The sequence below is a fragment of the Actinomyces oricola genome, assembly GCF_004104015.1.
In the GTDB taxonomy this organism is placed as follows: domain Bacteria; phylum Actinomycetota; class Actinomycetes; order Actinomycetales; family Actinomycetaceae; genus Actinomyces; species Actinomyces oricola.
The window spans coordinates 1-26,870 of the sequence record NZ_RYFV01000018.1; the positions used below are offsets into that span (position 1 = coordinate 1).

20 protein-coding genes and 1 tRNA gene are annotated in these 26,870 nt (G+C 71.3%); 9 read left to right on the top strand and 12 right to left on the bottom strand.

Annotated elements, in window-relative coordinates; all coding sequences use genetic code 11:
- Window positions 1-199: 199 nt before the first annotated feature.
- The 5 genes from EUC46_RS08125 to EUC46_RS08145 all read right to left on the bottom strand — a co-directional run bounded on the left by EUC46_RS08125 (window position 200) and on the right by EUC46_RS08145 (window position 7,100).
- Complete coding sequence (locus tag EUC46_RS08125) at window positions 200-733, bottom strand: hypothetical protein (RefSeq protein ID WP_128773674.1); 534 nt, start codon at window positions 731-733, stop codon at window positions 200-202.
- A 227-nt stretch (window positions 734-960) separates the two neighbouring features.
- Complete coding sequence (mfd, locus tag EUC46_RS08130; RefSeq protein ID WP_128773675.1) at window positions 961-4,698, bottom strand: transcription-repair coupling factor; 3,738 nt, start codon at window positions 4,696-4,698, stop codon at window positions 961-963.
- A 174-nt stretch (window positions 4,699-4,872) separates the two neighbouring features.
- The gene (locus tag EUC46_RS08135; protein WP_128773676.1) at window positions 4,873-5,856 is read right to left on the bottom strand and encodes a ribose-phosphate diphosphokinase; all 984 of its coding nucleotides are present in this window, start codon (window positions 5,854-5,856) and stop codon (window positions 4,873-4,875) included.
- Between the two features lie 59 nt (window positions 5,857-5,915).
- Window positions 5,916-6,923 carry a bifunctional UDP-N-acetylglucosamine diphosphorylase/glucosamine-1-phosphate N-acetyltransferase GlmU gene (locus EUC46_RS08140; RefSeq protein WP_128773677.1) on the bottom strand — a complete coding sequence of 336 codons (1,008 nt, stop codon included), beginning with the start codon at window positions 6,921-6,923 and terminating at the stop codon, window positions 5,916-5,918.
- Between the two features lie 105 nt (window positions 6,924-7,028).
- Window positions 7,029-7,100: transfer RNA gene (locus tag EUC46_RS08145), tRNA-Gln, on the bottom strand.
- A gap of 301 nt (window positions 7,101-7,401) precedes the next feature.
- Here EUC46_RS08145 and EUC46_RS08150 point away from each other — a divergent pair.
- From EUC46_RS08150 to EUC46_RS08165, 4 genes are all read left to right on the top strand, one after another.
- Window positions 7,402-8,637, top strand: a complete 1,236-nt coding sequence (locus EUC46_RS08150; protein WP_128773678.1) for an acyltransferase family protein — start codon at window positions 7,402-7,404, stop codon at window positions 8,635-8,637.
- Between the two features lie 6 nt (window positions 8,638-8,643).
- Window positions 8,644-9,267: a TetR/AcrR family transcriptional regulator gene (locus tag EUC46_RS08155; protein ID WP_241655487.1), complete on the top strand. Its 624-nt coding sequence runs from the start codon at window positions 8,644-8,646 to the stop codon at window positions 9,265-9,267.
- A gap of 101 nt (window positions 9,268-9,368) precedes the next feature.
- Window positions 9,369-10,016 (top strand): YveK family protein, encoded by a 648-nt coding sequence (locus EUC46_RS08160; RefSeq protein WP_128773679.1) that lies wholly within the window; start codon window positions 9,369-9,371, stop codon window positions 10,014-10,016.
- Entirely contained in the window at window positions 10,013-11,317 is a 1,305-nt protein-coding gene (locus EUC46_RS08165; RefSeq protein ID WP_128773680.1) for a hypothetical protein, read from the top strand. Before EUC46_RS08160 ends, EUC46_RS08165 begins: the two co-directional genes overlap by 4 nt.
- On the opposite strand, the gene EUC46_RS08170 is transcribed toward EUC46_RS08165, so the two are convergent.
- Together EUC46_RS08170 and EUC46_RS08175 are read right to left on the bottom strand one after the other, a co-directional pair.
- Entirely contained in the window at window positions 11,308-12,270 is a 963-nt protein-coding gene (locus EUC46_RS08170; RefSeq protein WP_241655488.1) for a glycosyltransferase family 2 protein, read from the bottom strand. The genes EUC46_RS08165 and EUC46_RS08170 overlap by 10 nt on opposite strands.
- Window positions 12,267-13,223 carry a glycosyltransferase family 2 protein gene (locus tag EUC46_RS08175; protein WP_128773712.1) on the bottom strand — a complete coding sequence of 319 codons (957 nt, stop codon included), beginning with the start codon at window positions 13,221-13,223 and terminating at the stop codon, window positions 12,267-12,269. Before EUC46_RS08175 ends, EUC46_RS08170 begins: the two co-directional genes overlap by 4 nt.
- Window positions 13,224-13,358: 135 nt before the next feature.
- On the opposite strand from EUC46_RS08175, the gene EUC46_RS08180 reads away from it, so the two are divergent.
- Window positions 13,359-14,372, top strand: a complete 1,014-nt coding sequence (locus EUC46_RS08180) for a glycosyltransferase (protein ID WP_128773681.1) — start codon at window positions 13,359-13,361, stop codon at window positions 14,370-14,372.
- Here the strand turns inward: EUC46_RS08180 and EUC46_RS08185 are convergent.
- Complete coding sequence (locus tag EUC46_RS08185) at window positions 14,365-17,310, bottom strand: LamG domain-containing protein (protein WP_241655491.1); 2,946 nt, start codon at window positions 17,308-17,310, stop codon at window positions 14,365-14,367. The two genes, EUC46_RS08180 and EUC46_RS08185, sit on opposite strands and share 8 nt — an antisense overlap.
- Before the next feature lie 286 nt (window positions 17,311-17,596).
- Entirely contained in the window at window positions 17,597-18,226 is a 630-nt protein-coding gene (locus EUC46_RS08190) for a hypothetical protein (protein ID WP_128773683.1), read from the bottom strand.
- A 115-nt stretch (window positions 18,227-18,341) separates the two neighbouring features.
- Here EUC46_RS08190 and EUC46_RS08195 point away from each other — a divergent pair, with 115 nt between their 5' ends.
- On the top strand, window positions 18,342-19,511 hold the full coding sequence (locus EUC46_RS08195; protein WP_128773684.1) for a DUF1972 domain-containing protein: 1,170 nt from the start codon (window positions 18,342-18,344) through the stop codon (window positions 19,509-19,511).
- Window positions 19,508-20,740 carry a glycosyltransferase family 4 protein gene (locus tag EUC46_RS08200; protein WP_128773685.1) on the top strand — a complete coding sequence of 411 codons (1,233 nt, stop codon included), beginning with the start codon at window positions 19,508-19,510 and terminating at the stop codon, window positions 20,738-20,740. Before EUC46_RS08195 ends, EUC46_RS08200 begins: the two co-directional genes overlap by 4 nt.
- A gap of 99 nt (window positions 20,741-20,839) precedes the next feature.
- Here EUC46_RS08200 and EUC46_RS08205 read toward each other — a convergent pair whose 3' ends face one another.
- From EUC46_RS08205 to EUC46_RS08215, 3 genes are all read right to left on the bottom strand, one after another.
- Window positions 20,840-21,703, bottom strand: a complete 864-nt coding sequence (locus EUC46_RS08205) for an O-fucosyltransferase family protein (RefSeq protein WP_128773686.1) — start codon at window positions 21,701-21,703, stop codon at window positions 20,840-20,842.
- A gap of 212 nt (window positions 21,704-21,915) precedes the next feature.
- The gene (locus EUC46_RS08210) at window positions 21,916-22,644 is read right to left on the bottom strand and encodes a CDP-alcohol phosphatidyltransferase family protein (protein ID WP_128773687.1); all 729 of its coding nucleotides are present in this window, start codon (window positions 22,642-22,644) and stop codon (window positions 21,916-21,918) included.
- Window positions 22,645-22,681: 37 nt separating this feature from the next.
- A complete protein-coding gene (locus EUC46_RS08215) occupies window positions 22,682-24,043 on the bottom strand; it encodes an oligosaccharide flippase family protein (protein ID WP_128773688.1) in 1,362 nt (453 codons plus the stop codon).
- 642 nt (window positions 24,044-24,685) lie between these two features.
- Between EUC46_RS08215 and EUC46_RS08220 the strand changes: the two genes are divergently transcribed.
- Window positions 24,686-26,128: a sugar transferase gene (locus EUC46_RS08220; RefSeq protein ID WP_128773689.1), complete on the top strand. Its 1,443-nt coding sequence runs from the start codon at window positions 24,686-24,688 to the stop codon at window positions 26,126-26,128.
- The gene (locus EUC46_RS08225) at window positions 26,128-26,592 is read left to right on the top strand and encodes an FAD synthase family protein (RefSeq protein WP_128773690.1); all 465 of its coding nucleotides are present in this window, start codon (window positions 26,128-26,130) and stop codon (window positions 26,590-26,592) included. Before EUC46_RS08220 ends, EUC46_RS08225 begins: the two co-directional genes overlap by 1 nt.
- Window positions 26,593-26,870 lie beyond the last annotated feature (278 nt).

Genomic DNA, 26,870 nt, shown 5'->3' on the forward strand with positions numbered 1-26,870 from the left:
AGTTCGCCTCGCGACGGCTGGTGACAACACCCCCCGGATCATTCGATAGACAGGGGCAAGACATCATGCCAACCGCCGCTGGCCCAGCCGCAAGGCTCCTCCCTGCGACCACCACCAAGGTAACGGGGATCCCAGACAGCGCCAGGGGATCCCGGACGGCGCGAGCCCCGGGAGCCGGGCCGTACCCCTCAAGGTCCCTCTAGGTGACGGGGACCCCGATTGGAGCGAGCCAGGGCTTTTCGGTGCGGTACCGCGGGGAGGTTTGCACTTCGACGGTGCTCATCATCGCGTTGGCATCGGCCGCGGAGGCGGAGAGCCCGTCCTCCTCGGGCACGTTCAGGGCGTGGCCGAGCAGGATGGCGCGAATGACCCCGAGCGCGCCCGGGGAGTACTCCCTGGTCTCACCCAGGGTTTGCTCCAGGAAGACCTGGGCGTCCTGGTCGGTGACGGTCACGCCGTTAGCGGCGGCGGCCTCCTGGAGGATGGGCAGGAAGAGGAGGTAGTTGAGGACGTACTGGGCGTCCACGCCCTCCAGGGCGGCCAAGTCGGTGGCGGCGTCCTGCACGTCGGTCTCGGAGACCGTCACGGTGTGGGCGGTGCCGTCAAGCCCGGTGTAGCTCAGGATTCCAGCGGTCCCGGGCCGCGCGGAGCAACCGGTCAGCGCCCCGAGGACAACGAGCACGGCGCCGACCGCGGCGAGGATGCGTGCGGGGTGGGTGGGGTGACGGGTCACGTGCGGCTCCTGGGCTCTCGTCCTGGGCCCTCGGCGAGCCACCCTCGCGGACGGCGCTGCCTGGGTCTTGGGGCCATGCTATCGCGGGCGCGGGGCTCTCCCGTCGACCGCGTAACGAATAACCCCATTGAAAGCGAGTAAAGGCACTGCCCCCGAGGGCCCGACCTGCAGGCCTCCTTCGGAGCAGAAGGTCGCAGGGTAAAGGCACTGCCCCCGAGGGCCCGCCCTCACCGCCTCCGGCGGTAGGTGGCCGCCTCGGCCTCGTAGTCGGCGTCCCCGGCGACGACGGCGTGCAGGAGCACCTCGGCCCAGCGCAGGAGGGCCTCGCCCTCAATGGGCCCGCCCCCCATGCGCGCCGTGCCGGGCGCGGGCACCACAATGGTGCGGGTGGCCGGCTTGAGGACAGTGCCCGGGTAGAGGCGGGTCAGTCTCATGCGCGCCGACTCGGGCAGCTCAACGGGGGCGAAGCGCACGGACTTGCCCTGGGCGACGATCTCGCGCACCCCCAGGTGGGCGGCGAGCGCCCGCAGCCGGGCCAGGGCGGCCAGGCGCGCGACCGGCTCGGGGACGGGCCCGTAGCGGTCGGTGAGCTCGTCCAGGACGTCGCGCACATCGTCGTCGCTGCGGGCGGCGGCGAACTTGGTGTAGGCCTCCAGGCGCAGCCGCTCATGGGGCACGTAGTCCTCGGGGATGGTGGCGTCCACGGGCAACTCCACGCGCAAGTCCTCGTCAATGGCCGCCTCCTCCTCGGCTCCACCGGCCGGCGAACCAACCTTGAGGGCCTTCTTATAGGCGGTCACCGCCTCGGAGACCATGCGCACGTACAGGTCGAATCCGACCCCGGCAATGTGCCCCGACTGCTCTCCGCCCAGGAGGTTGCCGGCACCGCGGATCTCCAGGTCCTTCATGGCCACCTGCATACCGGCGCCCAGATCGGTGTTGGTGGCAATGGTGCGCAGGCGCTCCAGGGCCGTCTCGGTCAGCGGCCGGTCCGCGGGGTAGAGGAAGTAGGCGTAGGCCCTCTCGCGGCCGCGGCCCACGCGTCCGCGCAGCTGATGGAGTTGGCTCAGGCCCATGCGGTCGGCGCGGTCAACGATGAGGGTGTTGGCGTTGGAGACGTCCAGGCCGGTCTCCACAATGGTGGTGCACACCAGCACGTCGATCTCCTTGTGCCAGAAGTCGTCAATGACCCGCTCCAGGCGGGCTTCGTTCATCTGCCCGTGGGCGGTGGCCACGCGCGCCTCGGGGACGGCCTGGCTGATCCGGGCGGCGACACGGTCAATATCCTCGACGCGGTTGTGGACGTAGAAGACCTGGCCGTCGCGCAGCAGCTCGCGGCGAATGGCCGCCGAGACCTGCTTGGCCTCGAAGGCGCCCACATAGGTGAGAATGGGGTGGCGGTCCTCGGGGGGAGTGGCCAGGGTGGACATCTCGCGCAGTCCGGTGACCGCCATCTCCAGGGTGCGGGGGATGGGGGTGGCGGACATGGACAGCACGTCGACGTCGGTGCGCAGGGCGGTGAGGGTCTCTTTGTGCTCAACCCCGAAGCGCTGCTCCTCGTCAATAACGACCAGGCCCAGGTCCTTGAAGCGCACCTGTCCGGTCAGCAGGCGGTGGGTGCCCACGACCAGGTCAATAGTGCCGTCGGCCAGGCCGTCCAGGACCTTCGCGGACTCGGCGGCGGACTGGAAGCGGGACAGCTGGGCCACGCGCACCGGGAAGCCGGCGTAGCGCTCGGTGAAGGTCTCGGCATGCTGGGTCACCAGCAGGGTGGTGGGGGCGAGCACCGCCACCTGCTTGCCGTCCGCCACGGCCTTGAATGCGGCGCGCACGGCGATCTCGGTCTTGCCGTAGCCGACATCGCCGCAGATGAGGCGGTCCATGGGCTGGGGCTTCTCCATGTCGGCCTTGACATCATCAATGGTGGCCAACTGGTCGGGGGTCTCGGTGTAGGGGAAGGCCTCCTCCAGTTCGGCTTGCCACGGGGTGTCGGGGGGGAAGGCGTGGCCGGTGGCCGCTGAGCGGGCGGCGTAGAGGCGCACCAGCTCCCCGGCGATCTCGCGCACGGCCCTGCGGGCCTTGGACTTGGTTTTGGCCCAGTCGGCGCCGCCCATCTTGTTCAGGGCGGGGGCGTCCCCGCCGACGTACTTGGTGACCTGGTCCAGGGCGTCGGTGGGCACCAGGAGGCGGTCGCCGGGCTGCCCGCGGCGGGACGGGGCGTACTCAATGACCAGGTACTCGCGGGTGGCGGAGGACTTGCCCGAGCCCACGGGGCGGCGCATGAGCTCAATGAAGCGCCCCACCCCGTGCTGGGCGTGGACCACCAGGTCGCCGGCGTGCAGGGATAGGGGATCAACGCTCTTGCGGCTCCTGCGGGCGGGCAGGGCCTTGGCCTGGCGGGGGCCGGCGGTGGCGCGCCCGGTGAGGTCGGATTCGGCGATGAGGGCCAGGCGCAGCTCCTCGGCGACGAAGCCGTGCCCCGCAGCCGCCTGGGTGACGCGCACAACGCCGTCGGGAGCCTGGTAGGACAAGTCCCCGGGCTCGTCGAGTGCGGTGACAATGCGGGCGGGCACGGAGCCGTCCGCCAGCAGCTGGGCCATGCGCCGCCCGGGCCCGGGCCCATCGGTGGCCACCACCACGCTCCAGCCCTTGTGCGCCATCTCCCCCAGGTCGGCGACGGCCTGCTCCAGGCGGCCCCGGTAGGGGTGGGGGTCGCGCAGGGGCAGCGTGTCGGCCTCAGGGGAAGCAGTCAGGGAGGTCAGGGACCACCAACCGCGATTGGTGGACAGGGCCAGGGCGCGCGCCTCGGCCAGGTGGGCGAAGGCGGCGGCGGACAGGTCCACGGGGACGGCTCCCCCGCTGGCCGCCGAGGTCCAGGCGGCCGCCAGGAACTCGGCGGTGGTGGCCACCAGGTCCTCGGCGCGCTTGCGCACCCGCTCGGGCTCCAGGACGACCACGAGCCGCTCCCCCACCAGGTCGAGCAGGGGCACCATCTCGTCGACCAGGACGGGGGCCAGGGACTCCATGCCCTCCACCGGGATACCGGCCCCGATTTTCTCCAGCATGTCGGCCGCCCCGGGGATGGAGCCGGTCAGGTGCGCCGCACGATCGCGGACGGCGTCGGTGAGGAGGATTTCACGGCAGGCCGTGGCGGTGACGGCGCCCAGTTCAGCAATAGTGCGCTGGTCGGCGACGGCGAAGGAGGAGACGGACTCGATTTCATCGCCGAAGAAGTCCACCCGCACGGGGCGGGGCTCGGTGGGCGGGAAGACATCGAGGATGCCGCCGCGCACCGCGAACTCGCCACGGTTCTCCACCATGTCCACGCGCGTGTAGGCGGCGTCGGCCAGGCGGGCGGCGATCTCCTCCAGACTCACCCGGGCACCGGGGGCCAGGTCAATGGGCACCAGGTCGCCCAGACCGGCCACCACCGGCGCCAGGAGGGCGCGCACGGGGGCCACGAGCACGCGGATGGGGCCGCGGGCGCCATCCGAAGCCCCCGGCGGGGCGGCGGGGTGGGGGGCGCCGCCCTCAGGGTGGGCCAGGCGCCGGAGGACGGCCAGGCGCGTGGCCACCGTGTCCGCCCGCGGGGAAAGGCGCTCATGGGGCAGGGTCTCCCAGGCGGGGAAGACGGCGATGTCGGTCGACGGCAGGTAGCAGGCCAGGGCCGCGGCCGCCTCCTCGGCCTCCCTCCCGGTGGCGGTGACCACGAGCAGGGGCGTGCCGGTGTCCGGGGCGGCGGGCGGGGTCGGGGCGGCGTCCTGGTGAGGGCTGCGCGTGGGCCGGGCCCCAACAGCCCGGGCCACGCCGGCGGGGCCCAGGGCCATGGCGGCCAGGACGGCGGGGCGGGCGCCCGGGGCGAGGACGACGCTGCGTTCGGATCGACGGGGGCTGGAGGCGGCGCCCACCAGCGCGGCAATGGGAGGGGATGTCAGAAGCGGGGGGAGGAGGGCCGTCAGTCGCACGGCGCGAGTGTAGAACCTGGGCCGGGCCCCGGCGCCCGGCGGGGGCGGGGCGGAGCGGCTCTGGCCGCGATCACCGCCACGACCGCGGCGCCGCCCAGCAGGGGCGCGGGCCGTTCGGGCAGCGGGGCACAAGCCGTTTAGGCGGGCGTCCGCCCAGGGCGCGCCCGCCCCGGGTCAGGCCTCGACCGACTTGAACAGGGAGGTTATGGAGCCGTCGTCGAAGACCAGCTTGATCGCCTGGGCCAGCAGCGGGGCAATGGGCAGGACGGTGAGCTGCTTGAATCGCTTCTCCGGGGAGATTGGCAGGGTGTCGGTAATGACGACCTCGCGGGCGCCGCAGGTGGCCAGGCGCTCGATGGCCGGCCCGGAGAGCACCCCGTGGGTGGCGGCGACAATGACGTCCTTCGCGCCGGCATCGAGGACCACCTTGACGGCCTTGGCAATGGTGCCGCCGGTGTCGATCATGTCGTCAACCAGCACGCAGGAGCGGCCCGCCACGTCACCCACGACCCGGTTGGCCACGGTCTCATTGGGCCGGGTGACGTCGCGGGTCTTGTGGACGAAGGCCAGCGGGGTGCCGCCCAGGGCGTTGGCCCACCGCTCGGCCACGCGGATGCGCCCGGCGTCCGGGGAGACCACGGACGCTGCGGCCGGGTTCAGGCGGGTGCGCACGTAGTCCACCAGCACCGGCTGGGCCCACAAGTGGTCCCAGGGGCCGTCGAAGAAGCCCTGCTCCTGGGAGGTGTGCAGGTCCACGCTCATAATGCGGTCCGCGCCCGCGGTTTTGTAGAGGTCGGCCACCAGGCGGGCGCTAATGGGCTCGCGCCCCAGGTGCTTCTTGTCCTGGCGGGCGTAGGGGAAGAAGGGCGCCACGACGGTAATGCGCTTGGCGGAGGCCCGTTTGAGGGCGTCGACCATAATGAGCTGCTCCATGAGCCAGTCATTGACGCGGTCCGCGTGGGATTGCATAACGAAGACGTCGCAGCCGCGCACCGACTCGTTAAAACGAACGTAGGTCTCGCCGTTGGCGAAGTCGTACGCCGTCGAGGAAAGCACCTGGGTGCCCAGTTCCCGGGCGACGTCCTCGGCGAGCCGGGGGTGCGCCCGCCCGGAGACGACGACCAGTCTCTTCTCGCCGCTAGTGATAATGCCCGTCATGACGTGGTTCCCCTCTCACGGCCTCTGTGGGGCCTGGTCGGTGCGCGCCGCCTGCACGATCACGCCTGTGCACGCCCCATGGTGGAGGTGCGGGAGTCGAGCCAGGAATGCGGCGCCACCACGGCGCCGGCCGGGACCTCGACGTCGGTCACGATGGCGTAGGCGCCCACGGTGGTGCCCGGGCCAATGCGGGCGGTCCCGCGCAGAAGGGCGCCCTGCTCCACAGTCACGTCCTGGGCCAGTTCAACGGTGACATCCACCCAGGTGGTGGCGGGGTCCACCACGCCCACGCCCTGCTCCATCCAGTGGGCCACGACCCTCCGGTTGAGTTCGGCCCCCAGGGCGGCCAACTGGGCGCGGTCGTTGCAGCCCTCCACCAGCCAGTGGTCCTCGACCACCAGGGCGCTGGTGGGGCGCCCCGCCCGGTGGGCGTAGGCGACGACGTCGGTGAGATAAACCTCACCCTGGTCATTGTCGGTGCCCAGGGTGCCCAGGGCGGCCCGCAGGTCGGCTGCGTCGAAGACGTAGACGCCGGCATTGATCTCGGTAATGCCCCGCTGCTCGGCGGTGGCGTCGCGCTGTTCGACAATGGCGGACACGGTGCCGTCCGCCTCGCGCAGAACCCGCCCGTAGCCGGTGGGGTCCTCCAGGACGGCGGTCAGCAGGGTGACGGCGTCACCGCGCTCGACGTGCTGGGCGACCAGGGCCCTCAGGGTCGCGGTGTCCAGGAGCGGGACATCCCCACTGGTGACCACCACCGGACCGGTCACGTCCTCAGGTAGGGCCGCCAAGCCGCAGGCCACCGCCCGCCCCGTGCCGGGAACCTCGTCCTGGTCGGCGGGCACGGCGTCGGGGGCCACCTCGGCCAGATGGGCCACGACGGCGTCGCGCTCGTGGCGGACCACCACCACCAGGTGCTCGGGGGCCAGGCCGCGCGCCGCGGTGAGAGCGTGATCCAGGAGGCTGCGCCCACCAATGCGATGAAGCACCTTCGGGGTCGACGAGCGCATGCGCGTGCCCTTGCCGGCGGCCATGACAATAACGGCGGCGGGAGTAGTGGGGGCCACGGGCCTCTCCTCAACTGGGGTCTGGCGGGTCCGCCCCGGGTGGACCGGACGGCGCCATCCTAACGTCCCCTCACAGGGCTCGGCCGGGGCGCGCCGCGGCCCGCGCTCCGCCCCCAGGGTTCGAACCCGGGCCTCAAGGCTCCAAAGGCCTGCGTGCTGCCACTACACCAGGGCGGAAGACCGCATCGCGGGCGCAGGCCCATCGACGCGACCGCGCCAGTGTCTCATGACCTCCCGGTTACTTCCCGGGCAGCGGGTCGCGCGGTGGCGGATACCACGTTTCCCGCCCGGCCCGCCGCCGGCCCACTGCGAGAACCCCCTGCATCCTTAGCGGGCCCCGCCCCGGGGGCCCGCCCGGCATCTGCTCATCGTCCTCGACCTGCCGTCACCGCGCCCCGGGGCCGCGGCACCGGTGCTGTGGCCGCGACAACGCGGCGCCCGCGTCGCAATCGCCCCGCGGTGCGGGCAGGATGGGGGCATGTCCACCCCCCCGGATGACGCATCCTCCCGCCGCGCGGCACGGCTGACCGAGCTCGACGGCCTGCGCGGCCTGGCCGCCGCCGTCGTCCTCATCGACCACTGCCTCCAGACCGTCCCCAGCATTGCCGCAGTGGGGACGCACCCCGGCGTCACCCCCGACGGCGCCCTGGAGCGGATCCTGACCGGCACGCCCCTGCACCTGCTGTGGGCCGGGCACGAGGCCGTGCTGGTCTTCTTCGTCCTGTCGGGGGTGGCCCTGGTCTACCCCATAGCCCGCAGGCACGCCCGATCCCAGCCCTTCGACTGGGTGGACTACGCCCCCCGCCGGGTGGTGCGGCTGTGGCTGCCGGCGGCGGCCTCCACCACATGGGCCATGCTGCTCATTGTGCTGGTGCCCCGCTCCACCGACCCCGCCCTGGGCTCGTGGATAACCACCGGCCACCCCCCGGGCCTGTCGGTGGACCAGCAGATCCTGGAGTTCCTGCTCATCTCCCAGCACTCCTACCGCAACACCGTGCTGTGGTCCCTGCACGCCGAGGCGATCTTCTCCATCATGCTGCCGGTGGTCGTGGCCCTGGTGGCACTGGCCGCACGGCGGCGCCTCAGTTGGGCGGTGCTGGGCGCGGCCCTGGCGGTGCCCCTGGCGACCGGCAGCCTCGGCTGGGGAAGATACCTGCCGGTATTCACCATTGGCGCGGTCCTGGGGTGGTCCTGGGGGCACCTGGACCACCCCCTGCCCCCCAGGCCCCGCCCCTGGGCGACCCCACTGGCCCTGCTGTGCCTGCTGCTCATAACCATCGCCTGGTGGCCGCCCTTCCTCCACGGAGCACTCCAGCACGTGGCCCTGAGCATGACGACGGCGGCCGTGACCTGCCTGGTCGTGCTCACGGTGCGCGCCGGCGCCCTGCGGGGCCTGCTGCGCTCGCGGGCGGTGCAGTACCTGGGGACGATGTCCTTCTCCCTGTACCTGGTCCACGAACCGGTCGTGGTGGCGGTAAGACTGCTGACCGCCTCCTGGTCGCCGTGGTGGATGCTGGTGCTGGCGCCGCTCGCCAGCGCCCCCTTAACGATCCTGTTCCACCGGTTCATCGAGGCCCCCAGCCACCGCCTGTCCCGGGAGGTGGGCCGCAGGGCCTCGGCCCGCTTCCGCAGGCGCCGCCGGGCCGACGCCGTGGGCCGCCCCGACCGGGCCCGCTGGAGCGGGGGCGGCACCCGGGTCGCGCTCAAGGAGTGAATCGTCGTGGCTGCCAAGAGGACCAGAATGAGCGCCGGGGAGCGGCGCGAGCAACTGATCGACGTGGCCCGCGGCCTGTTCGCCGCCAAGGGCTTCGACGGCACCAGCATTGAGGAGATCGCCTCGCGGGCGAAGGTCTCCAAACCGGTGGTCTACGAGCACTTCGGCGGCAAGGAGGGCCTGTACGCCGTCATCGTTGACCGTGAGCTGACGACGATCTCAACCACGATCACCGCCGCCCTGGGCTCCTCGGAGTCGGCGTCGGTCACCGTGGAGCGGGCGGCCATGGCGCTGCTGACCTACATCGAGGACTCCCCCGACGGCTTCCGGCTGCTGTCCTCCGGCAACGACCGCGCCTCGGGCACCTACTCCACCCTCCTGGCCGACGTCGCCATCCAGGTCTCGGGGATCCTGGCCGCCCAGTTCTCCTCCCACGGCATCGACCCGCGCACGGCGCCGTTGTACGCTCAGATGCTTGTGGGAATCGTCGCCATGCCCTCCCAGTGGTGGCTGGAGAACCGGACCATGAGCAAGGAGGAAGTGGCCGCGCACATGGTCAACCTCGCCTGGAATGGGCTGCGGGCCATGGAACCCCACCCCTCACTGCGCGAGTCCCGGACCCGCTCCTGAACGATCGAGCGCGCCGCCCCCTGGCGCCGGCGCCAGGGGGCGGCGCGCGACCCGCTGTCAGCGCGCTACGCTGAAGCCGCCAGGACAAGGGAAAGCAGAATATGGAACCGGACAGAATCATTAAAGCGCTGCGCAGGCACTCCCTGCTTGTCGTCATGCACGCGGTACTCGGCACCATTATTGGTCTCGCCGTGGGACTCCTGAGCCCCCCCGTATATGTGTCCACCGCCTCGGCGCTTATTGTCACTGGCGAATCCGACGCAACCCAGGGCGTGTCGAGCTCCTCGGCGGTGATCGCCACGGTCATGCCCACGATCATTGAGCTGGGCACGTCCCAGTCGGTGCTCACCGAGGTCTCCGAGGCCACGGGGGCGAAACCGGAGGCCCTCAAGGGCTCACTGTCCTTGTCCACCCCCACGAATACCTTCCTGTTGAAGATCTCCGCCAGCGCGGACACCCCCGAGAAGGCGCAGAAGATCGCCCAGGCCGAACTCGACGCCCTGAGCCGGGTGGTGGGAAGAATGTCCCTGACCGGGCGGGACCAAGACGGCAACCTCGGCCTGATCCTGTCCCCCTACGACGCCCCCTCCCTCCCGGGGGCGCCCACGGGCCCCTCCACCATCTCGATTGCGCTCGCCGGGCTTGTCATTGGCGCCCTGGTGGGGGCGGCCTTCGCCATCATTATTGAGCTCCTGCGCCACGGCTCCCCCGCGGCAGCCCAGCCGCCGGTCGCCGCAGAGGCTTCATGACCGCGCCGGCGCCCCAGGCCCACCGCCCTGGGGCCGCGGTGAGCGATCAGGAGCGGAGCCGTCGGCGCGAGCGGGTCATCGCCTTCGCCCTGCTGGTGCTGGTCGGTATGCCCACCGCGATCGGCGGCTCCGCCCACCTCAGTGAAATCGTGGCCCTGCTGGCCCTGCCGGCGACCTGGTCGGAGGTGCGCCGCTCACGCGTGCTGGGCCTGCTGCTCATTGGCTCGGTGCTGGCGGCGGTCACCGGCCTGACGATGTCGATCGCGGCCCCTAACGACTTCACCGTGATCGGCTCGATCAGGCGCGCCACCTTGGTGTCGGTCCTGTCCGTCCCCTGCTCGGCGACCGCCTTCGCCTGGGGGGCGCGGCGGCTGGGGCTCGACGGCGCCGCGCTGGCGGTGGGCCTGGGCCTGCTGCTCAACTCCCTGTCCCTGTTGGGCAGCGTGTCCAACCCGTGGAAGTTCGGTATTGGCCTGTCCACCTCCATTGTGGTCCTGGCGATCGTCTCCCGTCTGGGGCACATTATCCAGGTCATTGCCCTGGCGGTGCTGGGGGCGCTCTTCCTCCTCCAGGACTCGCGCGCGGCACTGGGCTTCATAGGGGTGACGGCGTTCATGGTGGTGTGGCACGCCGCTATTCAGCGCATCATTCCCGCCATCCACTTCCCGCGGCGGCGCGCCGCCTTCCAGGCCGTGGCCATGAGCGTGGCCGTGCTGGCCATGGCGGTCGGCGTGCTGGGGGCCTCCGCCGCCGGGGCCCTGGGGGCCGACGCCCAGGCCAGGACGCTGGCGCAGTCCACGGGCTCCACGAATATTCTGCTGGCCGCCCGCCCCGAACTGGCGGCCTCCTGGGCGCTCTTCGTCAACCGCCCCTGGGGCTACGGCGCGGGGATCGCCCCCCGGCACCAGGATGTGCGCGCCGCCATGGACGGCATGGCGGCGGTGGGCTACGACCCGAATAACGGCTACGTCTTGAACTTCATGTTCGGTCACGGTTTTGAGCTGCACTCGGGCCTGGTCGACATGTGGGTGGCCTGCTCCCTCCCCGGCGCCGTGCTGGTGGCCAGCATCCTGGTGCTGTCCGTGGTCGCCCTCCTGCGCGACCTGGGCTCCCCGCAGATCCACCCCTGGCTCTTCCTGGCCGTCCTGGTGGCGGTCATGAACATCCTGGTGGGTCCCTGGAGCGTGCTCCCCCCCTTCTTGACCCTGGTGCTGGGGACCGTGCTGGTCCAGGTGCCCTTGCGTCGCACGCGCCGCCGCTTCCTGCGCGATGTGCGCCGTAGCCGGCGCTATCAGCGCTGACCGTACTCGCTGTGCGCGCCCCGCCCCAGGGCGGCGGCGACCATCCCCCGCCCCCGCGCCATGAGGCGCGCCCCCCTGGCCCGGTGCCGCAGGTCGCCGCTGAGGGCACCCAGGAGGCGGCGCGCCCCGCCGGCCAGGACGCGCACGCAGCCACCGGTCAGGGCGCGGCCCCGCAGGAGCGCGCGCCGACGCCGGTGCGGGCCGGCCAGGACGAGGTCAACGCGCACGGCGGTGGCGGCGTGGGAGCGCTGGCGGCGCAGGATCCACCGGCGGTCGAGCCGTGAGACGGGCACGTGGTCCCTCACCCGCGCCTGGTCGCACCACAAGATGGTGCCGCCGGCAGCAGTCAGGCGGCGGGTGAAAAGGGTGTCCTCCCCGCCGGTGGCCCCGAAGGCCTCGTCGAAGCGCAGCCCCGCCTCGCGCACGAAGCCCAGGTCCAGCAGCAGGCAGTTGGTGGCGGCCACTGGGCGGGGGGTCCCGGTGGGCCAGGTGCGGCGTTCAAAAAAGCCTCCGGCCAGCACCCAGGGGTCGGGTTGAGTGTCGTAGGCGGGCAGGACCAGGCCGGCCACCGCCTGGCAGCCGGTGCTCCGATGCAGGCCCAGCAAGGCGGCCAGCCACCCGGGCTCGGGCTCCTCGTCGTCGTCAATGAAGACCAGCAGTGCGCTGGAGGCGGTCTCGTCCAGGGCCCGGTTGCGCACGGCGGCCACGCCCGGTGAGGCCTCGACGGCGTAGCGCACCCGGGGGTGGGCCGCGGAGTCGACTGCGGCGCGGGCCGAGCCGGCGGCGTCATTGTCAATGACGAGGACCTCTACGCCCCCGGGAGCCAGGGCGGGGTCGAGGTCCTGGATCTGGTTGAGCACCCCGGACAGGGCGCGCCCCAGTCCCTCGGGCCTGCGGTAGGTGGGGATGGCAATGCTCACCGGCCCCACCGGATCTCCCGCCCGCGCGCTCACGCGTCCTTCTTCCGCGCCCGGGCCGGGCGCTTGTACTCGCGCACCCGGGCGCCCAGGGCGCCCGCCGCCATGCCCAGCCCCCCACGGCAGGAGACCTCCCGGCGCGCCCGTGCGGCGGCGTCGCCCCGCAGGCGGGCCGCGAGCGAGCCGGCGCCCTCAACACCGGCCTTGGCCAGGCCCTTGAGGGAGTAGGCCAGGCGCAGGGGGAGGCGGTGCTCGGCAGTGTCAATGCGCACCCGCGCCCAGGATGAGCCCGAGCGGAAGGCGCGGCGCAGCACCCAGGCGCGGGTGGCGCGCGAGGCCGGGACTCGTTTGACGACCACCGCGGCGGTGGCGAAGCGGATCTCCCCCCCGCCCAGGGTCAGGCGCCGGGTGAACAGTGAATCCTCGCCCCCGGTGAGCCCGTAGCGGGGGTCGAAGCGCAAGCCCAGGCGGCGCACCACCGCCAAGTCCACCAGGAGGTTGCCGGTGTCGGCGCTGCGCACCACCGCCCCGTCAGGGGCGTCCCAGGAGTCGAAGACGCCCGAGCCCCGCACCCACGCGGTGGGCTGGACCATGAACACCGGCGGGGTCGGCCCGGTCACGGCCGCGCAGCCGTGGGCGCGCCAGGTCTCCACCAGGGCCTCCAGCCATCCGGGCCCGGGCAACTCGTCGTCGTCAATGAACACCAGCGCCTCGCTGTGCGCCGCCTCCTCCAGGGCCCGGTTGCGCCCCGCCACAATCCCCGGCGTGGGCTCATGGACGTGGACCAACTCCACCCCGGCGTCCTGGGCGATTTCCTGGGCGGCGGCCACCACTGGGGCGGCGCCGGCGGCCGGATCGTTGTCAACAATGACGATTCTCGCCTGGACGCCCGCGCCGGCGCCCGTGCGGACGTCGCCAACGCCCGCAGCCTGCTCCACCAGCAGCGGCAGGACCTGGGCCAGCCAGGTGTTGCGCCGGTAGGTGAGCATGGCGATCGTGATCTGCTCCGCGTGGCCCACGACTCCTCCTCGACCTGCATGCCTGAGGCACCAACGGTACTATTCGCGCAGCCCGCCGCCCGACACCCACCTGGGCGCGGGACCACCGCGCACCAGGGGGCCCACATGACCGCACTGCCCGACCCATCCGGATCTCCCGCACCGGCGCTCCCCGAAGCGGAGCTCCTGGCGCGCACGGCTGTGATCGTTGTCTCCTACAACTCGGCGGAGCTGCTGCGCCGCAACCTAGCACCCCTGAGCGCCCGGGCCCCGGAGGCGCAGGTGGTGGTGGTGGACAACCGCTCCACCGCCCTGGCCCGCCAGGAGCTCACCGCCCTGGCCCGCCGGCACCGCTGGTCCACGGTCCTGCCCGAGACGAACACCGGATTCGGGGCGGGGATGAACCTGGGGGCCGCCCGCGCCGCCCAGGCGGGCGCCGAGGTGCTCGTGCTGCTCAACCCCGACGCCCTCCTGGGCCGCGAGGACCTGGTCCGCCTGGCCCGCAGGGCCCACCGGCGCCCCGACGCCCTGGTCGGCCCCCTCGTGCGGGACTCCAGCGGGAAAGTGGTCTCCGACGGCGTCGTCGTGTGCCTGGCCGACGGCTCCATGCGCTCGCGCCGCTCCCGCCGCCCCGTGCCGGCCGGCGGCACGAGCCCCTGGCTCTCAGGGGCGTGCCTGGCGCTGTCCACGGGGCTGTTCGAGCGCGTCGGCGGCTTCGACGCCCGCTACTTCCTGTACTGGGAGGACGTGGACTTCTCGGCGCGGATACTCCGGGCCGGGGGGCGCCTGGTGCTTGATCGCAAGGCCCTGGCGGTGCACGACGAGGGCGGGACTCACGCCGGGGGCCGTCAGGGCTCGCGCGCCAAGTCGGAGACCTACTACTACTACAACATCCGCAACCGGCTGCTCTACGCGGCCCTGCACCTGGAGCGGGCGGGACGGCGCCGGTGGTTGCTCACCGCCGGGACGGCGGCCCGCGAGATCGTGCTGCGCGGCGGGCGCCGCCAATTCCTGACCTCGCTGCGGCCCCTGGCCACCGCCCTGGCCGCTACGCGCGACGGCTACCGCCTGCTGCGCGCGGCGGAGGGCGGGACCCTCCCGGACCCCGCCCTCCCCGTGCCGCGAACGGCTCTCAGCTGATCTTCTTGACCGTCAGCGAGTCGATCGACGCGGTCACCGTGTCCGCGCCGGCGCCACTGGACAGGTAGGTGGTGAAGCCCACCGCCCCGGGCTCGGCGAGTTCGGCGTCCACGTCGGTGGTGTCCACGCCCCAGGTCTCGGGCTCGGTGTCACCGGTCCACAAGTTGGCGCGTATGACCGTGGACTCCGCCCCGTCCAGGATGAGCCGGACGTGGAGGACGTCGCCGGCGGCGTAACTGCCGGCCAGGCTGGTGCTGCCCAGCGTCGTCATGGTCCCATTGACCACCTTGGCGACCGACAGGGCGGCGGCCCCTGAGGAGGTGACGCGCACCGTGGCCTGGTACCAGGCCTGGTCCGTCCCGCGCCCCGTGTAGGACACGTAGGCGCCGCTGCCTCCGGGGAGGGCGTCCAGGGACAGGTCGAAGGTGGCGTCCGTCGAGGTCGAGTCCAGGGTGGGGGAGGTCACCGAGGCGGCCGTCCGGGCGCCCTTCATGACGATGAGGCCGCTGGTCTCGTCGACCGACAGGGTGTCCAGGCCCCACTTGGCCCGCCAGGTACCGCCGGCGTCGGCGTTGCCCCAACCGCCCTTGACGCTGCGCGAGAAGCTGTCCTGCAGCAGGATGGACTCATCGGCCGGGGGCTCGGGGGTCGGGTTGTCGGGGTCCGGGGGCTCGGGGGCGCCCGTGCCGAGGGCGTGGTGCGCGGCCACCTGGGCGGCGGTCAACGGCACGCCGTAGACGGCGACCTCGTCAATCTCACCGGTGAAGTTGGAACTGGAGGGGGCCCCCTCCAGCCCGGAGACCGAGTCCCCGCCCACGCGCCAGAAGCCCGTGTAGGTCCACCCCATGGTCATCGTGGCGTCGGAGGCGACCGCGGCGCCGTCAATGTAGAGGACGGCCCCGTCGGTGGGGCTCATGGTGGCCACCACGTGGTGCCAGGCGCCGTCGTTGTAGCTCTGCCCGGAGACCAGGGTCTGGAGCGGACCGCGGTTGAGCATGAAGGCGACCGTGCCGTCGTCGCGCATGTAGACCATGCGGTCCTTGGTGGTCGAGTCGCTGCCCGCCGAGGAGCCGAAGCCGATGATCGGCCCGCCGGTGGAGGAGGAGGTGCGGAACCACGTCTCCACGGTGAAGGCGCGCGGCGAGGCCTGGGACTCGGTGGTCCCGGCGAAGCCCGTGGGGGCGAAGGTGGTTCCCGCACCGGCGGACAGCACCGACTCGGCTCCGCGGGTGTAGGCCGATCCGTTGAAGGTCAGGGCGCGCGCGGCGACAATGTCCTCGGCGCTCTCCCCGGAGGTCTCATCCAGCGGCCAGTAGTGGGCGGCGCCGTCCTGGAGCACCCGGGTCCCGTAGTCGCCCATCTCGCCGGTGGAGGCCGCGGTCACCGAGACCCAGTCGGAGCGGGTCCACGCCCCCCACAAATCGGAGACGACCACAATATAGGAGTGCGTGGAGCCGGGTTCGACGAGGTCCATGGCGGCCAGCTCGTTCTTCTCCCAGAAGCCGGCGCTCACGGTCTGGGAGAACACCGGCTGCGAGTCCAGTGAGTCGCGGTAGACCGTGTAGACCAGGGTCCTGTCATCGCGGTCCCAGTTGGTGGGGAAGGATATGGAAACCACGCCGGCGCGCACCGAGCGCGCCGACACCGCGAAGGCGCCGCCCTTGTCCTGGGGCCCCAGCTCGTTGGGGGCGATGTCGTGGCGGGCGAAACGGACCAGCCCCTGCTGGGGCAGGCCGTTAATGGCCGTGAACTCCCCGCCGTAAACGACGTAGTCGGCGTTGCCCTCAACCGTCCAGGTGGCCTGGTTGGTCCCGGTGAAGGTCCCATTGGTGAACACGGGGTGGAAGCTGAGGTTGATCGTGGCGGGCTGACCGGCGTGGTCGGCGTAGCCCCACTGGCTGTTGGTCTTGACCGTGCTCACCGGGTGGTTGGCGAAAGCAACAGCGTTGAAGTGGTTGCGAGAATCCGGCAGGCCCCCGATGTTGGAGCAGTCGTGGGTGTGGCTGGAGGCGTACAGGACGTCAGCGGTGGGGTGGACGTCGTAGGAGTCGCCGTGGCAGTCGGCCAGGTAGTCCAGGTCGCCGGTACTCCAGTTGGCGCGGAAGACCCCCTCGATATTGCCGGTCGAGCTGTTCATGGAGTACGCCGCCCCGTACAGGCCCTGCTCATCGGCCTCCAGGTCCATAATGGCGGCGTGGGCGCCGGCGTTGCGCACCTCGGAGTTAACGTTGTTGGCGCGCAGCGAACCGTCGTTCTCCAGGATCGCCAGCCCGTAGCCCGGGTTGCTCGACCCGCCCACGGAGGTGAAGGCGCCGCCAATGGCGACCGCTGAGGAGTCCGCGGCCACCGCGATGGCGCGCACCAGGTAGTTGTCCACCAGGGGCGCGAAATCCGTGAGGGTCTGGGTGCCCAGGTCCACGGCGGCCGCGCGCTGGCGGGCGGAGCGGTTGATCTGGGTGAAGGAGCCGGCCATGTACAGCGTGGAGCCGTCGGGGGAGACGGCCAGGTCCTGGACCGCGGCATTGGCCGAAGCGCCCAAGGGGATGCGACTGGCGTCAGCGGCGGACACCGAGCCCACCCGCCAGGTGGTGACGTCATTGAGGGAGGTGAAGGTGCCGCCCAGGTAGAGGGTGGCGCCGTCCGCCGAGGCCTCAATGGAATAGATCACACCATTGGTGGTGGGAGCCCAGTCGAGAAGGGCGCCGGTGGTGATGTCGTAGGCCAGGGCGTTGGCCCGCGGCACCTGCTCAGTGCCCGCGGCCGCACCGGCGGGGCGGGCGTTGGTGAAGGATCCCACGGCGTAGACGATGTTGCCGACTACTTCCTGATCCCACACCACACCGTCGATCTGGACGGTGGGCAGGGGGTCGGCCGAGACGGTCAGCGCGTCCGCGGGGGCCTCATCGGCGGCCGCTCGCGGGAGCACCATGGGCGCCATGGTTAGAAGAAGCGCGATTCCAGCCGCAAGAAGGCTGTGAAGAGCGCGGGGAGCACGCATGTTCACTCCGATCAGGAGAATTCGCCCGAAGGCGATGGGTAAGGAGTTTGGGTGAAGGGGGTCTCGCACATGGGAATGCACGGATGGGCGAGGCTGAGGCTAAGAATAACGCGCCGGGACACCAACCGAACACCGAGCCCGTGGGGGCTAGAGCCGATCGGCGTCCCGACACGCCGAGACCCCATGGAGAGAACTCCCCATGGGGCTCATGAGGGTTACTGGGGCGCTACTGCGGTGCCGGCCCCTCGAAGACCGCCGCCTGGTAATCGGCCCCCATGTCCACCACGATGCGCACGTGCGAGCGGCCCTCGGCCGGCACCAGGAAGGCCCGCTCAATGACCAGGGCCTCACCGGGGGCCAGGGTCGGGGGGATCTCGTCGGAGGCGGAGATGAGCTCGGACGCCGGAATGTCCGTGTCCCCGTAGCTCACCGTGGTGACCAGGCCGCTCAAGGACACCTCCGCGTCGGAGGTATTGGCCACGACGACCGGAACAATAATGCCCGGCCCGCCAACCTCCCCGGCGCCGGCGGTCAACTCCTGGGAACTGATCGCGCCAATGGACAGGATGACATTGTCGACCCCGACGGCCTGGTCGATGTCCACCGCCTCGAGCTGGTCGGCGGCCAGGTCCACCGGATCGGGGGCGGTGGAATCATCGCCCCCGGCGGAGTCGGTGGGGGCCGAGGCCGCGGAGGGCGTGACGACTTGCGTGGGCGCCGTCGTCGGATCAGGAGTGCCAACCACCGGCGGTGTGGTGGAACTGGCGGTGGCGTCACCTGAAGAACCGCTTCCGCAAGCGGCCAGGAGGACAATAATGAGGAGAGAGGGCGCCATTGCGCGCAGGAGTCGGGTCACGGGGCCAGCCTACGACGGCCGCGCGGGCCCTGGGCACGCGCAGCCGTGACTCAGTAGTTACTCTGTCCCCGCCAAACGCTCACTCAGCGCTTCAGCCTCCCGTGAAAGGGCCCCGATGAGTGCACCCAACCCCGACCGCCTGCGCCTGGTCATGCTCGGTACGCGCGGCGTCCCTGCGCGCTACGGGGGTTTTGAAACCGCCGTCGAAGAGGTCGGCCGCCGTCTGGCCTCCCGCGGGCACCAGGTCCTGGTCTACAGCCGCAACCCCGAGCCGGCGGTCCCGCTGCCGGCCAGGTACCTGGGCATGCGCGTGGTCGAGCTGCCGGCGCTCAAGAAGCGCAGCCTGGAAACCCTCTCCCACACCGCGCACAGCGTTGAGCACCTGCTCAACCGCAGGCACCCCGACGTCGCCATCGTCTTCAATGCCGCCAACGCCCTCTTCCTGCCGGCCCTGCGCGCCGCCCGCATCCCGGTGGCCACCCATGTCGACGGCCTGGAGTGGCGCCGGGGGAAATGGGGGCCGGCCGGCAAAAGGTACTACCGTGCCGCCGAGTCGCTGGCCGTGCGCTACTCGGACGCGCTCATCGCCGACGCACAGGGCATTGCCGACTACTACACCCTGGAGTTCGGGGCCACCACCGAGCTCATCTCCTACGGGGCGCCCCGCCCCCGGGTCGGCAGCGAGCGCCTGGGCGAGCTCGGACTGGCGGCGGACGGCTTCCACCTGGTGGTAGCCCGTTTCGAGGTGGAGAACCACGTCGATGTCATCGTTGACGGCTACGTGCGCTCCCGCGCCCGCCTGCCGCTGGTCGTCGTCGGCTCGGCCCCCTACGCCAACGAGTACACCGCCCTGGTGGAATCGCTGGCCGACGACCGCGTCCGCCTCCTGGGGGGCGTGTGGGACCAGGAGCTTCTCGACCAGCTCTACGCCGGGGCCCGGGTGTACTACCACGGGCACTCCGTGGGGGGCACCAACCCGTCGCTGCTGCGCGCCATTGGCGCCGGGGCGGCCGTGGACGCCTTCGATGTCTCCTTCAACCGCGAGGTGCTGGGGGGCGCCGGCCGCTACTGGAGGACGCCGCAGGACGTCGCCGACCTCGTGACCAGTGCCGAGGCCGAGCCGGCGGCCCAGGTCGAGCGCGGCCGACTCTCGCGCGAGCGCGCCTCCCTATACGACTGGGACGAGGTGGCGCTGCGCTACGAGGCCCTGTGCCGCCGTCTGGCCCTCAACGGCCCCAGGGCGCACCGCCCCTCGGGGCGCCGCAGCGGGGCGTTCCCAGCATGAGCGCCGTCGGCACGCCCCCGGGCCGCACGAGCGCCCCCCAGGGCCGGGGCCACCTGGGCGTCACCCAAGGCCGGGGCCGGGCCTCATCCGAGGGCCGCACGGTCCTGGTGGCCCACCCCTCCCCCGACCTCTACGGCTCGGACAGGCAGCTGGTGGAGACGGTGGTCGGGCTGGTTGCCGGCGGCTACCGCGTCAAGGCCGCTTTGCCGCAGGACGGCCCTCTGGTCCCGGTCCTGAGGCGGGCGGGGGCCGCTGTGGCGGTGCTCCCCTTCACGGTGCTGCGCAAGGCGCTGCTCACCCCCGGCGGGCTGTCCGCCCTGGCGCTCGACGCGGGCCCCGAAATCGCACGCCTGCGCCGGGTAGTCCAGATCAGTGGCGCCGACGCGGTGGTGGTCAACACCGTGACAATCCCATGGTGGCCGCCGGCCGCGCGGGCGGCCGGAGTGCCGGTCCTCGCCCATGTGCACGAGGCCGAGGACACCCAGCACCCGGTGATTCGGGCCGGCCTCAACGCCCCGCTCCTGGCGGCCACGCAGATCGTGGCGAACTCCGGGGCCGCCCGCAAGGTGCTGCTGGACGCCCAACCCCTGCTCGCCTCGCGCACCCGGGTCATCCACAATGGCGTCGCCGGCCCCCGCTCCCCCCTGGCCCCATTGCGCACCCGGGGCGCCGCAGAGCCCTTCCGCGTCGCCATGGTGGGGCGCCTGTCCCCGCGCAAGGGCGTCGACGTGGCCCTGGAGGCCATTGCCCTGCTGCGGGCCGAGGGCGTGGACGCCTCCCTGCGGGTGGCCGGCTCGATCTTCCCCGGCTACGAGTGGTACGAGGAGGAGCTCCGCCGGCGCGCCGCGGCCCCCGACCTGGCCGGCCATGTGGAGTTGCTGGGCTACGTCCACCCCACCTGGCCGGTGCTGGAGCAGGCCGACGCCGTGGTGGTGCCCTCACGGGCCGAGCCCTTCGGGAACACCGCCGTGGAGGCCATGCACGCCGGCCGGCCGCTGGTGGCCTGCCGAGTCCAGGGCCTGGCCGAGGTGGTGACCGACGGCGTCACCGGACTGTTGGTGGCCCCGGACTCGCCCCGGGCCCTGGCCGACGCCCTGGCGCGATGCGCGGCGGACCCCGGCCTGGCGCTCGACCTGGCGGAGCAGGGGCGGCAGGAGGCCGCGCGGCGCTTCTCCGTCGAGGGCTACCGCGAGCGCATGGCCGCCGCCGTCTCCCACATGCTCATTTAAAGCGCCGTCTGCGGGCGCGGGGCGCCGCCCCGGCTCCCGGCTGAAGGCAAGGCGGGGTCGGGGCCGCGGCCCAGAACTGTCACAGAACTGCTAAGCCGGTTAGGAGCGCTGCGCCGGCGTGAGCGGGTTGGCGGCCAGGCCCAGGGACAGGTCCAGGTCCCCCTCCAGGGGCTGGTTGGGCCGCTCGAAGGGAATGATGCCCCCGCACAGATGGACTGCCATCTCCACGAAGGAGGAGTGCGCCGCCCCAATGAGGTGCTGGGCCGAGGCCAGCAGGTAAAGATCGGCAATGGAGGACTGGACGCCCTCGACGGTGTTGAAACCGCCCTTGTCCTCCAACGCCACGCAGTTACCGAACTCCTTGATGAGGCCGGCCTGGACGTCCTCGGTGTCGCAGGACAGGAAGAAGGTGATGTCGGGCGCCTGCTCGCGAATGGCGCGCATGCGCTCGGCGAACCACTCCACCGGGAAGGCTGCCGTCTTGGCGTGGCGGCTGGTGTGGGCGCGCACCTGCACCCCCACGTAGGGGCGCCCTGCGAGCCCACTGGCGAAGGTGTCGCGCACGCGCTCAGCAATGGGGGCGATGGGGGTCAGTCGGCGCAGTTCGGCGCCCCAGGGGCGCACCTGCGGTCCTGTGGTCAGCTCCATGCCACGGGTGCGGACCTGCCATAAGTGCGCGGCGCGGTCGGCCGCCGAGACGGTGGAGAAGTCCGTGCCGCGGTAACGGTGGAGTGGTGAGATCGCCCGGGACACCAGGCGGGGTACGAGGCGGGCGCCGTCGAGATGCCACAGCTGGTCCAGCCTGGGGGCGAAGTAGCTGTCGGCGCTCCACACGTAGTAGAGGTCGCGGTCCTCGGTCTCGGCGAGGGCCTTGCCGGACAGTAGGGCGCGCATCCGGTTTCCCAGGCCGTCCTTGCGGCCGGTGTAGATGAGCAGGCTCTTGCGGCCGCCGAGCAGTGCCATGAGGCTTCCTTTCCCTTGAGCGGCGCGCGACTGGTTCGTTCGCGGCGCGGAATGATTGAGGGGAGTGAATGATTGAGGGACTGGGGGCATCGAGGAGCATTGAAGGGGTTAGGCGGGCTGGTGGCGCGGGGGCGCGCCGGGGCCCGGGCAGGGTCGGCTCCAAGGCGGCCCGGGCGTGAGGCGGGCGGGTGGGGCCGTTCCGGTGGGACGGCTCAGCCCTGGCGGCGCAGTTCGAGGTACCACTTGGGCAGGGCCGCGACAACATAGGCGGCATAACCCACGAGCATGAGGCCGTAGACCCAGAGGAAGGCCGTCGGCGAGCAGCGCAGCATGAGAACGAAGCACATGAGGCCGTAGTCGGTGGGCGCCGAGAGCACGGATTTGAGCAGCCCGGGCTTCTTCTCGTCCTTGGCCAGTGGGGTGCCGCCGTGGTAGCGCAGCTGATAGGTGAGGATGTAGCTGAAGAAGTGAATGCCCTGCACCGCCCCGAAGGCCAGGGGGATCAATAGCGCCCATGCCCCGGGGAGCTGGTCGATACTGAACCGGTACAGGCTAATGGCAATGGCGGAGTGAATAGTGGAGAGCTTAATGACGTCGGCGACGTGGTCGAGCCATTCCCCCGCCTTGGAGCCTCCGTGGCGCAGGCGGGCGAGCTGCCCGTCGGCGGAGTCCAGGGCGTAGCCGAGCATGAGCAGCAGGCTGACGGCCACGCAGGAGGCGACCGTGGGGCGCACCACTGCGATGAGCACAATCCCCGTGTAGGTGCACAGCGCCGAGACCGCCGTGACCTGGTCCGGCGTCATGCCCAACTGATGGGCCACGGCCGCCAGGACCCGGCCCACGGGCCGGTTGATCACCCGGGAGTACAGGGGGGCGCCCGCCTTCGACTTCTGCGCCCGGGACAGGTCCCGGATGCTCTGGGCGATGGTTGGTTTGCTCATAGGGACTCCCTAAGGTCGGACCGTGGGCCGCGTCAGCCTACACGCCCGCGGCGTCATGGTCCCGGGATTCCTGGGGTTGCGCGGCCAGGGCGCGACGGCGGCGTACGTCACGGGCCACCCACCAGGAGTACGGCATCAGTTGACACACCACCACCGAGATCACCGAGCCCAGAATCGGCCCGGCGGCACCGAAGGGCTCAATGAGGACCCAGGAGACTGCGAGGTTCATGGGCACGAGCACCAAGACGGGCACCATTTGGAACTGCAGGCCCCGCGGGTCGGTCATATACATGCCCAGCGGCTGCTTGGCGGCCTCGACCACCACGCTGAGCACATAGGCGCCAATGAGTATCAGGGGCAGGGCGATGAGGCCGTCGGACAGGAGTCGGGCCGCCCAGGGCGCCAGGGCCCCCAGCACCAGGGCGAGCACCAGGCCGCCAGCGGCGAAGAAGACCGCCGGTTTGAAGGGGCTCTCGATCCGGCCGTCGGCCCGGGCCTTGGCGAACAGCGGCCACATGGATACGCCGGTGACGACAATGGTCTGCGTCAGCAGGTTGAACAGGGTGTTCGCCAGGTTGTACTGGGCCAGGGCCTCGGAGCGCCCCAGGTGGGACAGCAGTAGGCGGTCGGTCTGGAAGGCGATGGGGATGACCAGGGACTGCACCAGCTGGGGGCCGGCGGTGTTGAGGATCTTCACGCCGCGCACGGCCCGGAGGCGGGGGACGTCGCGGATGGCCTGGGCCAGCAGGGGGCGGGTGGCCCTCCAGGCGACCACCACGCAGATCACCGAGACGAGCGTATTGGCCAGGTAGGAGTAGATGGAGACGGCGTTGCCGGCGTCCAAGCGGGCCACAATGGCCGCCAGCAGCAGGCAGGTCATGGCCGGCGAGACCACTCCTTGGCTAATGACCTGGGTGGCCGAGCGCCCCAGACCGATGACCACGCGCTGACCGATGGATGCCGGCAGGGCGATGGCGTAGATGAGCAGGCAGGCGGTGGCGGTCGCGCCACCGCCGGGCATGAGCTTGGCGCCCAGCAGCGCCGGCCACAGCCCCAGGAGTTGGATAACGATTCCGACAGTGGAGATGGCCACGGTGGACACGAGCAGGACACGAATGGCGGTGGTGATGGTGCGGCGCACTTGGGAGTCGTGGGCCGGGTCGGCCGAGCCGGCCACCGTGTTGAGGATGACTGCGCCAATGCCCAGGTCGGTGAAGGGCATGAGAGTGGGGAAGGTGGCCAACAGCCCGTACTGGGCGTAGGCGTCGGCGCCGAAGTGGCTAATGATCAGGCGCGTGTTGACCAGGCCGAAGAGGCCGGAGACGACCATGACGACCATCTTGGCGATGGCGGTGCGCCCCACGGAGGACCACCCCCCCGAGCGCCGCAGGCGGATCATGGGCGGCTCCTCGCGGTGGTGTCTGTTAACTACTAACTACTGCAGCTACTGCAGCTACTGCCCGGGGCGCGGTCGGCCCCGCGGGCTCATGGCACGGACACGATAGCAGCGCCGCCCTCGACGTCGAGCCGCCGCCCCGGCACTGACCCACACCGAATCACCGGCATCACCGGCCCGGGCTCCGGGGCGGGCTCCAGGGCGGGCTCCAGGGCGGGCGCCAGACCGCGGCACCGGCCCGGGCTCCGGGGCGGGCTCCAGGGCGGGCTCCAGGGCGGGCGCCAGACCGCGGCACCGGCCCGGGCTCCGGGGCGGGCTCCAGGGCGGGCTCCAGACCGCGGCACCGGCCCGGGCGCCGGGGCGCCCCGGACCCGCCCGAAGCAGCCACCAACAGCCGCTGACAGGTACTGCCCCGCCCGCAGGCGAGCAATTTTCAGGTGTTGCCCAGGAATTATTCAGGTGTGATTCTAGATACGGCCTTACGGTTTGCTTCATCACAATGCGATCTATCGCACGAGCATATCGGAGAGGTTCGACTTCCCGTTACCATTAAGTCACCGTAGGTCCCGCCATCAGACGGTCCTGACCGACGTCCTTCCCCTCCTTGTTTGAGCATCCGCGGAGTTGCACGTGTCTTTACCGCCTATGACGCTGCCGACAATCGAGCAGACCCTGCGCAGTCAGCCGCTTGCTGGTGCGCGCGCACGACTGGGCGCCCCAGTGCCCTGGCCGGAGATGCGCCGCGACCTACTCCAGTGGCTCATTTTCAATGACCTCGCGGCCGTGGCCCTGCCCACCTGGTTCCTGGTGCTCTCCAGCGGGCCGTCGGCGGCGTGGCCGGTCGGCCTGGTCGGGGCGCTCATGATCACCATGGTCTGGGTCAGCGGGGGCCTGGGGGTCGAGGCCGTCGACCAGGGGCGCTCCCGCACCGCGCACCTCATCCTGTGCGCGGTCATCGCCGCCCCGGCCGTCCTACTGCTCAACCAATTCATGCCCGGCGGCACCAGCGCCTGGACGCTCCTGGGCTGGCTGACGCTCCAGAGCGCACTCATGCTCATTGGCCGCAACGTGGAGGAAACCTGGCTGCACCGCCGCCGCATGGACGGCCACGCCCTGCGCCGCACTCTTATTGTCATGGGGCCCGGCGCCGAGCCCCTGCTCCAGCAGTTGCGCCGCCACCCCGCCGACGGCTTCCTCATTGTCGGCTACGTCTCCTCGGGGAATATGGGATCGCCCCACAAAGCCGACCCCGTTCGCGGCACCCGCCATATTGCTCAACTGGTGCGCGCCGAGCGCATTGACGTGGTCATGACCGTGGGCGCCGTCGCCCCCGCCGACCTCATTACCCTCATGCGCGGCCTGGAGGGCTCCCGGGCACGGCTGGTCGTGGCGCCCGGGCTCCAGGACGTCGAGCCCAACCGCATGCGCGGACTGCCGGTCACCCACGGGTGGACGGGTTTGATCGCCGTGCGCACCCGCCGCACGCGCGAGATCGGCAAGATGATCCTCGACCGGGTCGTCGGCGCGCTCCTGCTGGCCATTGCCCTGCCGGTCCTGGCCGTCGCCGCCCTGGCCATCCGCCTGGAATCACCGGGCTCCCCCTTCTACAAGCAGACCCGCGTAGGCCTGGGGGGCAAGCACTTCACCATGTGGAAGCTGCGCTCAATGTACATTGACGCCGACGCCCGCCGCGCCGCCCTGGTGGCCAAGGGCGGGGACGCCGGCAACAAGGTCCTGTTCAAGGACAGCGCTGATCCCCGCATTACCCGGGTGGGCCGCCTGCTGCGACGCACCTCCCTGGACGAACTCCCCCAGCTCATTAATGTCGTCACCGGTGAAATGAGCCTGGTCGGCCCGCGCCCGGCACTGCCCCAGGAGGTCGCCCAGTATGATGCCGAGGCCCGCCGCCGACTGCTGGTGCGCCCCGGCATGACCGGCCTGTGGCAGGTTTCCGGCCGATCGGACCTGTCCTGGGAGTCCACCGTCGCCCTGGACCGCCACTACGTGGACAATCGCTCCGGCTCCCTGGACGCCAGCATTCTGGCCGCCACACTCCGGGCCGTCGTCGGCGGCAAGGGGGCCTACTGATGCTCGTCGGTTACATTCCGGGAGGATTTGACATGCTCCATGTGGGGCACCTCAATATTCTCAAGGCCGCGGCCCAGCGCTGCGACCACCTCATTGCGGGCATTGCCACCGATGAGTCTTTGGAGCGCATGAAGGGCCGGGCCCCCATTGTGCCCCTCACTGAGCGCATGGCCCTGGTGGCGGCGCTGCGAATGGTCGACGAGGTAGTCCCCGACCACGACCAGGACAAGCGCCTGGCCTGGCGCAGTCGCCCCTTCGACGTCCTCTTCAAGGGCACCGACTGGAAGGGCACGCCCAAGGGCGAGAGTCTGGAGGCGCAGATGGCGGAGGTCGGGGCACGGGTGACCTACCTCCCCTACACTCCGACAACCTCCTCGACCATGCTGCGACGCACCCTCCTCCAGCAGGTCGCCGCCCGCAGCGACCACCAAGCAGGACAAGCAGGAGGGGCCGCATGGCGCTAAAGCCCCGCAGCGGACGCGGAATCGCCCGGCTGCGCCGCTCCACCCGCAGGCGGATCTCGGCGCTGACCGCCGCCGCGTGCGCCCTGAGCCTCATTGTGGCCGCATTGGCGCACCCCGGCGTCTTCCAGGCGGATCTCGACGTCAACAACGGCGGCATTTGGGTGACCAGCACCTCCGAGCACCTGGTGGCCCGCCTCAACTACGCCTCCCGTGAAGTCGACGGCGCCATCCGCACCTCCTCGGCCGACTTCGACGTCAGCCAGAACGCCGAGGACGTC